This window comes from Allomesorhizobium aridi (assembly GCF_043769475.1).
Taxonomy (GTDB): Bacteria; Pseudomonadota; Alphaproteobacteria; order Rhizobiales; family Rhizobiaceae; genus Allomesorhizobium.
The window spans coordinates 741933-756216 of record NZ_CP171729.1 but is presented as its reverse complement, the minus strand read 5'-3'; the positions used below and the strand labels follow the sequence as shown (position 1 = coordinate 756216).

The 14284-nt window shown below is 62.4% G+C and carries 10 protein-coding genes and 1 tRNA gene; 2 read left to right on the top strand and 9 right to left on the bottom strand.

Features of this window, described 5'->3' with window-relative positions; genetic code table 11:
* The first annotated feature begins 12 nt into the window (after positions 1–12).
* Both ACG873_RS05630 and ACG873_RS05625 read left to right on the top strand, forming a co-directional pair.
* A tRNA-Pro gene (locus ACG873_RS05630) sits at positions 13–89 on the top strand.
* A 194-nt stretch (positions 90–283) separates the two neighbouring features.
* Positions 284–475 (top strand): hypothetical protein, encoded by a 192-nt coding sequence (locus ACG873_RS05625; protein WP_394890828.1) that lies wholly within the window; start codon positions 284–286, stop codon positions 473–475.
* 60 nt (positions 476–535) lie between these two features.
* Here the strand turns inward: ACG873_RS05625 and ACG873_RS05620 are convergent, their stop codons facing one another.
* The 9 genes from ACG873_RS05620 to glgC all read right to left on the bottom strand — a co-directional run bounded on the left by ACG873_RS05620 (position 536) and on the right by glgC (position 14268).
* Entirely contained in the window at positions 536–2167 is a 1632-nt protein-coding gene (locus ACG873_RS05620) for an ABC transporter ATP-binding protein (RefSeq protein WP_394890827.1), read from the bottom strand.
* Position 2168: 1 nt separating this feature from the next.
* Positions 2169–3317 carry an ABC transporter permease subunit gene (locus tag ACG873_RS05615; protein ID WP_394890826.1) on the bottom strand — a complete coding sequence of 383 codons (1149 nt, stop codon included), beginning with the start codon at positions 3315–3317 and terminating at the stop codon, positions 2169–2171.
* Positions 3310–4233 carry an ABC transporter permease subunit gene (locus ACG873_RS05610; RefSeq protein ID WP_394890825.1) on the bottom strand — a complete coding sequence of 308 codons (924 nt, stop codon included), beginning with the start codon at positions 4231–4233 and terminating at the stop codon, positions 3310–3312. Before ACG873_RS05610 ends, ACG873_RS05615 begins: the two co-directional genes overlap by 8 nt.
* Before the next feature lie 195 nt (positions 4234–4428).
* Positions 4429–5946 (bottom strand): peptide ABC transporter substrate-binding protein, encoded by a 1518-nt coding sequence (locus tag ACG873_RS05605; protein ID WP_394893372.1) that lies wholly within the window; start codon positions 5944–5946, stop codon positions 4429–4431.
* A 285-nt stretch (positions 5947–6231) separates the two neighbouring features.
* Positions 6232–7863, bottom strand: coding sequence for an alpha-glucosidase family protein (locus tag ACG873_RS05600; RefSeq protein ID WP_394890824.1), 1632 nt, complete (start codon positions 7861–7863; stop codon positions 6232–6234).
* A 25-nt stretch (positions 7864–7888) separates the two neighbouring features.
* On the bottom strand, positions 7889–9886 hold the full coding sequence (glgX, locus tag ACG873_RS05595; RefSeq protein ID WP_394890823.1) for a glycogen debranching protein GlgX: 1998 nt from the start codon (positions 9884–9886) through the stop codon (positions 7889–7891).
* A gap of 37 nt (positions 9887–9923) precedes the next feature.
* On the bottom strand, positions 9924–11552 hold the full coding sequence (locus ACG873_RS05590) for an alpha-D-glucose phosphate-specific phosphoglucomutase (RefSeq protein WP_394890822.1): 1629 nt from the start codon (positions 11550–11552) through the stop codon (positions 9924–9926).
* On the bottom strand, positions 11549–13000 hold the full coding sequence (gene glgA, locus ACG873_RS05585) for a glycogen synthase GlgA (RefSeq protein WP_394890821.1): 1452 nt from the start codon (positions 12998–13000) through the stop codon (positions 11549–11551). The genes ACG873_RS05590 and glgA overlap by 4 nt, the downstream gene beginning before the upstream one ends.
* 2 nt (positions 13001–13002) lie before the next feature.
* A complete protein-coding gene (gene glgC, locus ACG873_RS05580; protein ID WP_394890820.1) occupies positions 13003–14268 on the bottom strand; it encodes a glucose-1-phosphate adenylyltransferase in 1266 nt (421 codons plus the stop codon).
* Between the last annotated feature and the right edge of the window lie 16 nt (positions 14269–14284).

Here is a 14284-nt window from a genome sequence, read left to right as displayed (position 1 = left end):
CGCGTCTGGTCACGGAGTGTAGCGCAGCCTGGTAGCGCACGTCGTTCGGGACGACGGGGTCGCAGGTTCAAATCCTGCCACTCCGACCAGAAAAAACAACAGCTTGGCAAACATCCTTCGCCTCCCAGGCAAACCACGCAAAATCCGCCGGCGTCAACTGCCCTCGATAGAGGCGCAGCCAAGGCGTGTCCTCGTCGAGGCGCGCTGGAAACGCAAACACGTGGAACAAACGATTGCGTCCCGGGGTTTTGGGATAAGTCATCCATCGGCAAGGAGACCCGCGATGGCAGACGACAAGCTGAAGAGCGACGGCCAGCATCAGGCAAGCATGACAGACGATTTGGAGGCCGAGGCGCTCCATCTGGCGGAGACCACCGATCTGTCGCCGAACCAGGCTCGCGAACTCATTCGCCGCCACGGCAACGACCGCAAGAAGCTCATGGAACTGGCAAAGACCTTCAAGGCAGAAGGCTGAGGCAGCCGGCGAAAGGTGGCCAGAACCGAAGCGCCGCTGCCGAAACTCAGGTGACGTGGCCTAGCTTGCGGCAGTCATCCGGAATTTCGTCACGTCGATAGCCGCCGCCATGAGCGTTTGAGTATATTCCTCGCGCGGATCATCGAAAATCTCGGCCGTCGGCCCCTCCTCGACGATCTGGCCCTGCTTCATCACGATGATGTAGTCCGACATCGCCCGCACCACGGCAAGGTCGTGGCTTATGAACAGGTAGGACAGGTCATGCGCCTTCTGGAGGTCACGCAGGAGATCGACGATCTGCTTCTGGACCGACCGGTCAAGCGCCGAGGTCGGCTCGTCGAGCACCACGATTTTCGGCTTGAGGATGATTGCGCGTGCAATCGCGATACGCTGCCTCTGACCGCCCGAAAACTCATGCGCATAACGGTTGCGCATGTTTGGATCGAGCCCGACCTCGCGCAGAGCTTCGACCGCCCGCTTGTCTCGGTCTCTACCCGACAGCGATGGCTCATGAACGAGCAGCCCTTCGGTGATAACCTGGCCGATGGTCATCCGCGGCGACAGCGAGCCGAACGGATCCTGGAACACAAGCTGCATCTCGCGCCGCAGCGGCCGCATCTCGTCCCGGCCCATCTTTGAAATGTCCCGCCCGCCGAAGCGAATAGCGCCGTCGCTGGGCAATAGTCTCAGCAGCGCGCGCCCAAGAGTCGACTTGCCTGAACCGGACTCGCCGACGATGCCGATGGTCTGCCCTTTCTTCAGTGCGATGGAGATGCGGTTGACCGCCCGCAGCATCAGCGGCTCGCCCGCCAGGAAGCCGCCGCCGATCGTGAACGTCACCTCGACGTTCCTGCCTTCCAGCAGGATCGGCGCATTGGCGAGCGGCGGCGCCTTGCGGCCGGTCGGCTCCGCCTCAAGCAGCATCTTCGTGTAGGCGTGCTTCGGTGCGGAGAACAGCGCCTCGGTCCCGCCTTCCTCGACCACCTCGCCGGAACGCATGACATAGACCCGGTCGGCGAAACGGCGGACGATGCCGAGATCGTGGGTAATGAACACAATCGCCATGCCCAGCCTGCTCTGCAGCTCGGCCAGAAGCGCCAAAATCTGCGCCTGCACCGTTACGTCGAGCGCCGTCGTCGGCTCATCCGCGATCAATATGTCGGGATTATTAGCCAGCGCCATGGCAATCATGACGCGCTGGCGCTGCCCTCCGGAGAGTTCGTGCGGGTAGGAATCGATGCGCCGTTCGTGGTCTGGTATCCCGACCAGCCTCAAAAGCTCCAGCACGCGTGGACGAGCCTGCGCGCCGGTAAGAAGTCCTCCATGATGGATCAGCGGTTCGGATATCTGGCGCCCGATCTTGTAGAGCGGATCGAGCGAAGTCATCGGCTCCTGGAAGATCATCGTGATCTTTTCGCCGCGCACCTTGTTGAGGCGGCGCTCGGACATACCGATCAGTTCCTGGTCGCGGTAGCGGGCCGAGCCGGTGGCTCGCCCGTTCGAGGCCAGGAGCCCCATCAGCGCCATCATGGATTGGCTTTTGCCGGAACCGGACTCGCCGACGATGGCTACCGTCTCTCCGGGGCGCACGTCGAAATCGACATTCCTCACCGCACGCACCTCGCCGTCATGGGTGGCGAAGGTCACGTTGAGGCCACGAATACTCAGGATGGTGTCCGTCTTGTCCTCCATTTTAGCGGTCCTTCGGATCGAGCGCGTCGCGCAGGCCATCGCCCAGGAAGTTCAGGGCGAACAGAAGGACCGTCAGCGCGATTGCGGGATAAATCAGCAGCCAGGTTGCGCCCTGTATGTTTGCCGCGCCGTCTGAGATCAGCAGGCCAAGGCTGGTCAGCGGTTCCTGTACGCCGAGGCCTAGAAACGACAGCAGGCTTTCGAGCAGTATCGCCTTGGGCACCAGAAGCGTGACGAAAACCACCACAGGGCCGAGCGTGTTGGGAATGATGTGACGCCTTAGAATGCCGGAATTGTCGACGCCCAGCGCCTCGGCCGCCTGCACGAACTCCTGACGTTTGAGCATCAGTGCCTGACCGCGCACGATACGGGCCATGTCCAGCCACTCCGTCGCCCCGATTGCGATGAAGATAAGGATGAAATTGCGCCCGAAGAACACCACGAGCAGGATGACGAAGAAGATGAACGGCAGCGAGTAGAGGATGTCGACAATGCGCATCATCACGCCGTCGACGCGGCCGCCGAGATAGCCGGCGATTGCGCCGTAGGACACGCCGAACAACAGCGCCATCGCGGACGCGAGCACGCCGATCGCCAGCGAGACGCGAATTCCGATCAGAATGCGGGCAAGCAGGTCGCGGCCATTGGAATCGGTGCCGAAGAGAAAGCGCAACCGGTGAACGTCAGCCACCATGACGCCGCTGCGGCCATCTGCGCTCAGTTCCTCGATGCGTGCATTCTCGAAGAGGTCCGACCGGTCGACATAGCGCACGATGCGCGGGTCGAGCTGCTCGCCGCTCGATATCGGCATCCGCACCGTCGACCCTTCGACCTCGACAGGGCCCGTCTCGACACGCGCGCGGCTCACCACGCTTTCGAAGGCCGGGATGATGCGATCCGTCTTGGGATAAGCTTCCAGGCTGGCCGGCGTGCGCACATATTGCGGATAGATGCGGTCATATGGGTGCGGCGCCACCAACGGACCAAATATTCCGGCCAGCGCAAGGAAAAGCAGCACGGCCGCGCTGGCGACCGCCGCCTTGTTCTTGCGCAGACGCCGCCAGGCGTCCTGCCACAAGGATCTGCCGGCGATCGTGGGGCTCGCTCCGGCAAGGACTTCATGGGTCGCGATCGTCGAATGGTCAGTCATAGCGCACCCTCGGATCGAGGAACGCATAGAGGATGTCGACGATCAGATTGAACACGACAACGAACACGGCGATAACGACCACCGTTCCCATCACCAGAGTGTAGTCGCGGCCAAGCGCACCCTGGACGAAATAGCGGCCGATGCCCGGTATGCCGAAGATCGTCTCCACGACCACCGAACCCGTCAGCAACGCGGCGGCGGTCGGCCCCAGATAGGAAACGACCGGCAGGATGGCGGCACGCAATGCATGGACGCCCACGACGATGCGGGTCGGCAGACCGTAGGCGCGCGCAGTCCGTACATGGTCGGAGCGAAGCGCCTCGATCGTGGCGCCCCGCGTCAGCCGCGCCACTATCGCGATCTGCGGCAGTGCGAGCGTCGCCACCGGCAAAATCATGTGCCGCAGCGAGCCGCCGCTCCAGCCGCCCGCCGGCAGCCAGCCGAGCCAGACGCCGAAGAGCAGGCTCAGAATAGGCGCAACGACGAAGGGCGGGATGGTGATACCGAACGTCGCCGTTCCAACGACCGCGTAGTCGATAAGCGTGTTCTGCTTGAGGGCGGCAAGCGCCCCCAGGAACGTGCCGATCACCAGGGCGAGCGAGATGGCCAGGCCGCCGAGTTGAATGGACACGGGCAACCCTGTTCGGAACAGGTCGACGACGGAAAAATCCCGGCGCGTGAAGCTTGGCCCCAGATCGCCCTGGAGCAGGTTCCAGAGATAATGGCCGTATTGATAGACAAGCGGCTTGTCGAGATTATAGGCGCGGTTGAGATTTTCCATGATGAGCGGGTCGAGCGGACGTTCGAGATCGAACGGCCCGCCTGGCGCTAGGCGGATCATGAAAAAGGCGATCGTGACGATAACGAAAAGGGTCGGCACCGCGCCGGCAAATCGCCTCAGCACATATGCAAACATTGGCTAACTCCGCGGGCCGTCTGGATAACGCCCCCTGATCTGAGGGGTTCCCGATGCGGAAGGCCAAGAAGACTTCGCCGATCGCCAAGCGGCGCCTGCGATGTTTGCGTCAGTATCGACCATGCCAACCATCGGGAGGGGCGTCCATGCGGAAGCAAGAAATTGCTTTCGCATGGACGTTCGCATCCCGCCGGATCAGCCTTCGATCGAGAGATAGCGCGTGCCGTGGACGTCCTGGATGTTGTCTTCCCAGCCCTTCAGCTTGGTCGAAACGAGCGCGCGCGAGGAGTAGTAGAGGATCGGGATGGCCGGAACTTCCTTCAGGAAGATCGCCTCGGCCTGGCTCAGGAGCTTGGACCGTTCGGCCAGATCGATCGTGGTTTCCGCCTTTTCCATCAGCGCGTCATACTCGGCGTTTTCCCAGCGCGGATAGTTGAAGCCGAGATTGTCGCTTTCGAACAGGAACAGGAAGTTCTGCGGATCGCTGTAGTCGCCGATCCAGCCGGCGCGGGTGATGTCGAAATCGCCGTCCTGCTTCATGTAGTCGAAATAGCCGGTTCCCTCCATTTCGAAGAGGGTGGTTTTGATGCCGATGTTCTTCAGCATGTCGGCGATCGCCGTCATGGTGTTCTTGTGATTTTCGCTGGTGTTGTAGCGAAGCTCGATGGAAAGCTCGCCTTCCTCGACGCCGGCTTCCTTGAGCAGTTCCTTGGCTTTGTCCTCGCGATCGAGGATGTCCATGTCCTTGTACTCCAGGAAGACCGGATCGTTGTAATTGCTGATGCCGGGCGGCACGATCGAATAGCCGGGCAGCATGGTTTCGCGCCAGATTTCCTTGGCGAGGAAGTCGCGATCGATCGCCATGGAAATCGCATGGCGCACGCGCGGATCAGCCAACTTCTCCTTCTTCACCTTCACCGGCAGATAGTAGCTGCCGAGATAGGGCGCGATGTGGACCTGTTCGCCCAGTTTTTCGCGCATATAATCCATCTGTTCGGCCGGGATATCCGAGCAGGACATCACCTCGCCAGCCTCGAAGCGGCGCAGGCAGGCGGAACGGTCTTCGAACGGGATGAAATTGACGACGTCGATCTTCACGTTCGCCGCGTCGTGAAAATGAGGATTCTTCTTCATCACGATCTTGTCGTTCGGGGTGAACGATTCGAGCATGTAGGCGCCGTTGGTCACCATGTTGCCCGGCTTGGTGAAATCATTGCCGAACTTCTCCACCGAAGCCTGATGAACGGGAAGGCCGGTCTGGTGGGTCAGGAGTTCGAGAAAATAGGGCGTCGGCGCGCCAAGCGTGATCTCGAGCGTCCGGTCGTCGACAGCCTTGACGCCCATCTCCTCGGGTTTCTTCTCGCCCTTGTTCACGGACTCGGCGTTGGCGATCGCGTAGTGCATGTTCGCATAGGGGGCGGCCACGGCCGGATCCTGGATGCGCTGGAAGCTGAACACGAAATCGCTGGCCTTCACCGGATCGCCGTTCGACCATTTGGCGTTTTCGCGCAGCTTGAACGTGTATTTCAAACCGTCGTCTGAAACTTCCCAGCTCTCGGCGACGCCCGGGACGACTTCGGCCTTGGCGTTGTAGACAACCAGCCCTTCATACAGCTCACGCATCAGATTGGCTTCGGCAATGGTCGAGGTCTTGTGGTGATCCAGCGTGGTCGGATCGGTGTCGTTGCCGCGGTTGTAGATCACTTCCGACATCGCCGGCGCGATCACCACTCCATTTACGACAAGCAGGCTTGTGGCGAACACAGTCGCCTTCAGAACATTCTTAAACATGCTACTCTCCCGGTTTGCCGCGGCCCCTCAGCCACGGCGAGCGTCGTTATTAAGCCCTGAAGCCGAAACCATTTCGGCTTCGTCAAACGAGCCGGCGGTCGTTGGGGCCGCCGTTCTGGTCGGTGACACTAGCACCGCAAAATCTTAATTCAACCAGCGCGTAGCTCACGTAAAGGAAGCTGCGCTTGGATGAACCTTGGGTTGAGGCTACTCCAGCTGCGCGACCAGCACCCCCAAGGGCGGCAGCGCTATCCGATCGCCATCGACAGTAGCATTTGCTCCGGGAAAATCGACCGGCACGACCGCCCCGGCTCCGGCTGGGACACGCCACTCGGCTGAGATGTCGGCGAAATTGAACAGGCAGAGCAATCGCTCGTTGCCGGCTTCGCGTATGAAGGCCAGTTGGTCGTTTCCGGCGTCGAGCAACTCGATCCTGCCTATGGTCAGCGCCGGATGCTGTTTGCGGAACGCCAGCATCGCCCGGTAGCTGGCAAGAACCGATCCGCCGTCGCGCTCCTGCACGTTGACGGCGCGCGCCCGGTGATCGTCCGGTACCGGCAGCCAGGGCCTTGCCGTGGAGAAGCCGCCATTGGGCTCATTCGAATTCCACACCATCGGCGTGCGGCAGCCGTCGCGGCCTTTGAATCCCGGCCAGAAGCGGATGCCGTAGGGGTCGCGCAGATCCTCGAAGGCGAGTTCCGCCTCTTCCAGCCCGAGCTCCTCGCCCTGATAGATGCAGATGGAGCCACGCAGGCAGGCGAGCAGCGCGATCGAGAATCTTGCCGTCGCGTCGGTGTCGCCGCCCGCCTTCGTCCAGCGCGACACATGACGGATCACGTCGTGATTGGAAAACGCCCAGCAGATCCAGCCATCCGCGACCGCAGCTTCGAAGGCTTCAACGCGTTTGCGCACATAGGCCGCGGAAAAGTCCGGGCCGAGCAGGTCGAACGTATAGCACATGTGCAGCTTGTCGCCGCCCGACGTGTAGGTGGCTACCGTCTTCAGCGACCGTCTGCCGTCACCCACCTCCCCCACCGAGGTGCGGTTGCCGTAGTCGTCCAGCAGCGCCCGGAAACGCTTCAGGAACCCCAAATTCTCCGGCTGGGTCTTATCGAAGAGGTGGTTCTGGTACTCGTAGGGATTGGTCTGTTTGGCTTTGGCCGCCTTGCTCATGCGCAATTTGGGGTTGTCGCGCAATTGCCGGTCGTGAACATAGAAATTGACGGTATCCAGCCGAAAACCGTCGACGCCGCACTCAAGCCAGAAACGCACCGTCTCCAAAAGTGCCTCCTGCACATTCGGATTATGGAAATTGAGGTCCGGCTGCGACGCCAGGAAATTGTGCAGATAGTACTGCTTGCGCGTCGAATCCCACTCCCAGGCCGGCCCGCCGAAGATCGACAGCCAGTTGTTCGGCGCCGTCCCGTCCGGCTTGGGATCGGCCCATACATACCAATCGGACTTGCGGCCGGTTCTGCTGGCGCGGCTTTCTATGAACCACGGATGCCGGTCCGACGAATGCGACAGCACCTGGTCGATTATGACCTTGAGGCCATGGCTGTGCGCGGCTTCGATCATTGCGTCGAAATCCTCGATCGTGCCGAATGTCGGGTCTACCGCGCAGTAGTCCGAGACGTCGTAGCCCATATCCGCCATGGGCGATTTGAAGAAGGGCGACAACCAGATCGCATCGACGCCCAGCGAGGCGATGTAGGGGACGCGCTGCGCAATGCCCCTGAGGTCGCCGCTGCCATCTCCGGTCGTATCCTGAAACGACCGCGGATAAACCTGATAGATGACGGAGCCGCGCCACCAGTCCGCATTGTCCATCGTCGCCATTGTTCGCTCCTGATCTGAAAATTCGTTACCGCTGCGGCGTGCCGCGCTCGACCACAAACACGACGTTTCGGCCGGGAACAAGCACGGCCGCGCCCTGAACAGTCGCCGGCAGTCTCTCCACCGGGCTCCACCGGAATCCGGCTCGTGTCGGTAGCTTGAATTCCGCTGGCACGATCGAGCCATTGAAGGCCGCCGCGAAACGGCCTCCGGGCTTGGCTCCGAGCACCATTGCAAGCCTGCGACGCTCCGGGTCGTTCCAGCCCTTTTCGCCCAACGGCTGCCCGGTTTCGTCCAGCCATTCGACGTCATGGATACCGGCCTGCGCCTCACCGGTGAGGAAGCCCACATCGCGAAGCGCGGCCACGCCCCTGCGCATCGCCGACAGCGCGGCCACATGGTCCTCGATCTGTCTGTCCCGCCCGCTCCAGTCAAGCCAGGTGATGGCGTTGTCCTGCGCGTAGGCATTGTTGTTGCCGCGTTGCGTCCGCCCGAACTCGTCGCCGGCGGTCAGCATGATCTTGCCGCGCGAGGCAAACAGCGTCGACAGCACGGCCATGACATCGCGCCGCCGCTGCGCCGCGATTTCGGGATCGTCCGTGTCGCCCTCGACGCCATTGTTCCATGACAGGTTTTCGTTGTGGCCGTCGCGGTTCTGTTCGCCGTTGGCTTCATTGTGCTTGCGCTCGTAGCGGGCGATGTCGGCCAGCGTCATGCCGTCGTGCGCAGCGATGAAGTTCACGCTGCGCGTCCGGGTCCCGCCGCGGCCGCCAAAAATGTCGTGCGAACCGGCAAGCCGCGTCGCCAGCGCGCCGATCATGCCACGATCACTCCGCCAGAACCGCCTGACATCGTCGCGATACTTATCGTTCCATTCGAGAAAAGGGGCCGGGAAATTGCCGAGTTGATAGCCGCCGGGGCCAATATCCCAAGGCTCGGCGATCAGGATCCTGTCCTGCAGGACAGGATCGTTCCTTATCGCAGCCATAAGCGGGGCGTGTGGATCGAAGCCGTCATCGGCGCGCCCCAGCACTGGGGCCAGATCGAAGCGGAAGCCATCGACGCCGGCTTGGAGGACGAAATGCCGAAGCGAATCCAGAATTAGTTGCCGCGCCGCCGGATGGTCGCAGGCGATCGTGTTGCCGGTTCCGGTATGATTGACCAGCTTTCCGGGACTGCCGGGAGCATGGCGATAGTAGGCCCGGTTGTCCAGCCCGCGCAGCGATAGCGTCGGGCCAAGCTCGTCGCTCTCGCCGGTATGGTTGAAGACGAGGTCTAGGATGACGCCGATGCCCGCGTCGCGCAGCGCCGCCACCGTGTTACGCAATTCGGCGATGCCACCGGGCGCGAGCCGCGGATCGAGCGCCATGAACGAAACCGGATTGTAGCCCCATGCGTTGGTCAGCCCGAGCGGCGGCAGATGCCGCTCATCGATCCAGGCGACCACCGGCATCAATTCGACGGCCGACACGCCGAACTTCGAGAGGTGCTCGATGATGGCGGGATGGGCGAGCGCCGCGATTGTACCGCGCTGCGCTTCGGGCACCGCCGGATGGCGCATCGTGAACGCCCGGACAGCGACCTCGTAGATCAGCCCGCCGGATTTGAACAAAGGCGGCTTCGCCGCAGCCGGCTGCGGCAGGACTGCGGCGATGGCCTTCGGCGTGAGCGCAGCCGTATCCATACCTTCGCCGCGTCCAGCCGAAATGCGCGGATCGAATACATACGGCCTGTCAATTGCAACGGCATACGGGTCCATCAGCAGCTTTGCCGGGTCGAACCACAGCCCGCGTTCAGGCGCATATTCACCGTCGGCGCGAAATCCGTAACGTGTTCCGGCATTCAGACCGGACACGGTCAGGGCGTGAACGCCGTCGCCCTCCGCCACAAGTTCGAGCCGATCGATTTCGCGGTCGCCCGTATCGTCGAAGATAGAAACCCACAGCCGCTCGGCAGCGCCGGACCAGACGGAGAAGCGGATGCCGTCGGCGGCCGGGATGGCGCCTAAAGGAGGGCGAAAATTCATCAGAGAACAGCGCCGCCAGTGGCTGTCATCAGCAACCTCACGTAATGACGCTCGGCTTTTCCCGCCCGGTATGGCGGCGGATGCCGGCGATCTCGCCCGCCGCCGCTATCAGTTCGGAGAGCGCCTCCTGGGTGTCGAGATCATGGCGCGCGGGGTCGGGCTCGTAGCGCTCGACATAGAGCCTGAGCGTGGCGCCGGACGTGCCGGTGCCGGAAAGCCGGAATACCGCGCGCGAGCCACCCTCGAACATGATGCGGATTCCCTGGTTCTTGCTCACCGAACCGTCGACCGGGTCGTGATAGGCAAAGTCATCGGCGGCGGCGATTTTCATGCCACGCACCGCCGTTCCGGGCAGCGCCGCCAGCCTGCCGCGCAGTTCCGTCATCAGCCGGTTAGCGGCTTCGACCTCGACCTCTTCGTAATCATGCCGCGAATAATAGTTCCGGCCATAGGTCGCCCAGTGCTTCGTTGCGATGTCGCGGGCGCTCTCGCCGCGCACCGCCAGAATGTTCAGCCAGAGCAGCACGGCCCAAAGCCCGTCCTTTTCGCGGACATGGTCGGAGCCGGTGCCGGCACTTTCCTCGCCGCAGATCGTCGCCATGCCGGCGTCGAGCAGATTGCCGAAGAATTTCCAGCCGGTCGGCGTCTCATACATGCCGATGCCGAGCTTTTCGGCGACGCGGTCGGCCGCGCCGCTGGTCGGCATCGAGCGCGCGATGCCCTTCAGCCCGGCCTTGTAGCCCGGCGCCACATGCGCGTTGGCGGCAAGCATCGCCAGCGAGTCGGACGGCGTGATGAAGATGCCCCTGCCGATGACCAGATTGCGGTCGCCGTCGCCATCGGACGCCGCGCCGAAATCGGGAGCGTTGTCGCTCATCATCTCGTCGTACAGCGCCTTGGCGTGGACGAGGTTCGGATCGGGGTGATGGCCGCCGAAATCCGGCAGCGGAACGAAATTACGCGCGGTGCCGGCCGGCGCGCCGAGCCGCTTTTCGAGGATCTCCTTGGCGTAGGGTCCGGTCACCGCGTGCATCGCGTCGAACGCCATGCGGAACCCACCCTTGAACATATTCCGGATCGCATCGAAATCGAACAGCGTCTCCATAAGTTCGGCATAGTCGGCGACCGGGTCGATCACCTCCACTTTCATGCCGCCCGCATCGACGGAGTTCAGGCGGTCGAGGTCGATCTGGCCGATATCGGCAATCAAAAAGCGCGAAATCGCCTTGGATCGCTCAAAGATGGCATCTGTCAGCTTTTCGGGCGCCGGGCCGCCATTGCCTGCATTGTACTTGATGCCGAAATCCTCGTGCGGACCGCCGGGATTGTGGCTGGCCGACAGGATAAGGCCGCCGAACGCCTGGTATTTGCGGATGATGTGCGATGCGGCCGGCGTCGACAGGATGCCGCCCTGCCCGACGATCACGCGGCCAAAGCCGTTGCCGGCAGCCATGGCAATCGCCGTCTGGATGACCTCACGGTTGAAGTAGCGGCCATCGCCGCCGATCACCAGTGTCTGGCCCTGAAAGCCTTCGAGGGAATCGAAAACCGACTGGATGAAATTCTCGGCATAATGTTCCTGCTGGAAAACCGGCACTTTCTTGCGCAAGCCGGAGGTACCCGGCTTCTGGTCGCTGAACGGTTTGGTTTCAACTGTTCTCGTCATTCGGCAGGCTGCCCTTTCGCTATCAAGGATTTGTAGAGCTGAACGTATTTTTGGGCGCTGCGATCCCACGAAACATCAGATTTCATGCCCTGTTTCTGCATCGCCGCCCACACGGCAGGATCGGCATGCGCCGATACTACCCGCCGGATCGCGTGGCCGAGAGCAGCCGCACTTTCCGGCGCGAACTGGAATCCTGTGGCCACCCCAGCGGCGATCGCCGCCTCATTGGCGTCGATCACCGTATCGGCCAGCCCGCCGGTGCGCGCCACGACGGGCACGCAGCCGTAGCGCAGCCCGTAAAGCTGCGTCAGCCCGCAAGGCTCGAAGCGCGACGGTATGACGATGGCGTCGCAGCCGCCCTGCATCATGTGCGACAGGGCCTCGTCGTAGCCGACGACAATGCCGACGCGGCCGCGATGCCGTGCCGCGCCAGCCAGCAGCGCGCCTTCCAGACCCTGATCGCCGGAGCCTAGTACAGCGAGCCGCGCGCCAGCCGCGACGAGGTCATCAAGCGACGCGGCAAGGATGTCCATGCCCTTCTGCCAGGTCAGCCGGCTGACGACACAGACGATCGGGCTGTCGTCGGAAACCAGATTGAAGCGGTCTTCGACAGCCTTGCGGTTGGTCTTGCGCGCCTTGAGCGATTTCGATGAATAGTTCGCCATAAGGTGCGGATCCGTCGCCGGATTCCAGATCTCAGTGTCGATGCCGTTGACGATGCCGTGCAGATCGCCTGCGCGCAAATTGAGGAGACCGTCGAGCCCCATTCCAAAGGCCGGCGTACAGATTTCCTGCGCATATGTAGGGCTCACCGTGGTGATCGCGGACGCGGCCTGCAGGCCTGCTTTCAGGAAACCGACGCCGCCATAATATTCGACGCCGTCCAGCGCCATTGCCGACGCCGGCAGCCCCAACTCCGGAAATATCGCGGCGGCGAACTGCCCCTGGAAGGCCAGATTGTGGACCGTCATGACGGACGGAACGGTGCCAGCCTTTCCGTAGCGCATGTAAGCGAGCGTCATCGCCGATTGCCAGTCGTGGACATGGACGAGGTCGGGCGCATAGCCGGAAATCGCGCCGCCCGCTATGTCCGCGCCGACTTGGCTAAGTGCGGCGAACCGCCGCCAATTGTCCGGCCAGTCGGCTCCGGTCGCATCGCCGTAAGGTCCGCCGGCGCGGTCGAACAAATGCGGCGCGTCGAGCACGAAGAGTTCGAGGCCCGAGACGCTGGCGGCGTGGATCGCGGCCTTGCCGCCATGCAAGCCGGGATACTGGTACAGCGCCTTCTTCTTCCTGAAGGCGCTCATCACCGTCGGGTAGCCCGGGATCAGGGTTCGCGTTGCTACGCCCTGCGCTGCCAGCGCCACCGGCAAGGCGCCCGTCACGTCGGCCAGCCCGCCGGTCTTGATCAGCGGAAATATCTCCGGCGTTACGGCAAGCACCTGCATCGTCAGGCGTCCAGCCTGTCGATCATCTCCTGCGTAATCAGGCAGATGCCTTTCTCAGATACGCGGAAGCGTTTGGCGTCAAGCACCGGATCCTCGCCGACCACCAGCCCTTCGGGGATTTTCACGCCATGGTCGATAACGACCCGCTTCAGCCTCGCGCCGCGCCCGACATAGCAGTCGGGAAGCATGACGACTTCCTCGAGCGTCGAATAGGAATTGATGCGCGCGCCGGTGAAGATCAGGCTACGTCTCAGCGAAGCGCCGGAAACGATGCAGTCGCCCGAAACGAGCGAGGATATCGCCTCGCCGCGCCTGCCATCCTCGTCGTGGACGAATTTTGCCGGCGGCTTCAGTTCGGCATAGGTCCAGATTGGCCAGTCGCGATCGTAGAGGTCCAGTTCCGGCGTGATGTCGGTTAGGTCGATATTCGCCTCCCAGTAGGCGTCGACCGTTCCGACATCGCGCCAGTACGCCTCGTTTTCAGCCGTCGAACGGACGCACGACTTGGCGAAGCGGTGCGCGATCGCCTTACCGTGCTGGACTATGTAGGGGATGATATCCTTGCCGAAATCGCGGCTAGAATCCGGCTCGGCGGCGTCGCGGCGCAACTGGTCCATCAGGAATTTCGTCCGGAACACGTAGATGCCCATCGAAGCGAGCGCGTGATCGGGTTTGTCGGGAATGCCGGGCGGGTCGGCGGGTTTTTCGATGAAGGAGATGATGTTGTCCTTCTTGTCGACATGCATCACGCCGAAGCCGGTCGCCTCCATGCGCGGCACTTCCAGGCAGCCCACCGTCACGTCAGCGTTGGCCTCGACGTGCTGGCGCAGCATCATTTCATAATCCATCTTGTAGATGTGGTCGCCGGCCAGAATCACCATGTATTCGGGGCCGTAGCTCTCGATTATGTCGATGTTCTGGTAGACTGCATCGGCGGTGCCTTCATACCACTGCGTTTCCGAAACACGCTGGCTCGCCGGCAGGATGTCGAAGCTCTCATTGCGCTCGGGCCGTAGGAAATTCCAGCCTCGCTGCAGATGGCGGATCAGCGAGTGCGCCTTGTACTGCGTCGCGACACCGAGGCGGCGAATGCCGGAATTCAGGGCGTTGGACAGGGCGAAATCGATGATGCGGGTCTTGCCGCCGAAATAGACAGCGGGCTTGGCGCGCCGGTCGGTCAATTCCTTGAGACGGCTGCCGCGTCCGCCCGCCAGCACGTAGGCCATTGCGTCGCGCGCCAGCGGTTGGGTCCGTTTCGTGTCCACCATGTTACCCTCCCATTTA

What these genes read in the sequence shown, in the direction of transcription:
- ACG873_RS05625 (WP_394890828.1), top strand. Translation starts at nt 284, where the DNA reads ATGGCAGACGACAAGCTGAAGAGCGACGGCCAGCATCAGGCAAGCATG.
- ACG873_RS05620 (WP_394890827.1), bottom strand. Translation starts at nt 2,167, where the DNA reads ATGGAGGACAAGACGGACACCATCCTGAGTATTCGTGGCCTCAACGTG.
- ACG873_RS05615 (WP_394890826.1), bottom strand. Translation starts at nt 3,317, where the DNA reads ATGACTGACCATTCGACGATCGCGACCCATGAAGTCCTTGCCGGAGCG.
- ACG873_RS05610 (WP_394890825.1), bottom strand. Translation starts at nt 4,233, where the DNA reads ATGTTTGCATATGTGCTGAGGCGATTTGCCGGCGCGGTGCCGACCCTT.
- ACG873_RS05605 (WP_394893372.1), bottom strand. Translation starts at nt 5,946, where the DNA reads ATGTCGGAAGTGATCTACAACCGCGGCAACGACACCGATCCGACCACG.
- ACG873_RS05600 (WP_394890824.1), bottom strand. Translation starts at nt 7,863, where the DNA reads ATGGCGACGATGGACAATGCGGACTGGTGGCGCGGCTCCGTCATCTAT.
- glgX (WP_394890823.1), bottom strand. Translation starts at nt 9,886, where the DNA reads ATGAATTTTCGCCCTCCTTTAGGCGCCATCCCGGCCGCCGACGGCATC.
- ACG873_RS05590 (WP_394890822.1), bottom strand. Translation starts at nt 11,552, where the DNA reads ATGACGAGAACAGTTGAAACCAAACCGTTCAGCGACCAGAAGCCGGGT.
- glgA (WP_394890821.1), bottom strand. Translation starts at nt 13,000, where the DNA reads ATGCAGGTGCTTGCCGTAACGCCGGAGATATTTCCGCTGATCAAGACC.
- glgC (WP_394890820.1), bottom strand. Translation starts at nt 14,268, where the DNA reads ATGGTGGACACGAAACGGACCCAACCGCTGGCGCGCGACGCAATGGCC.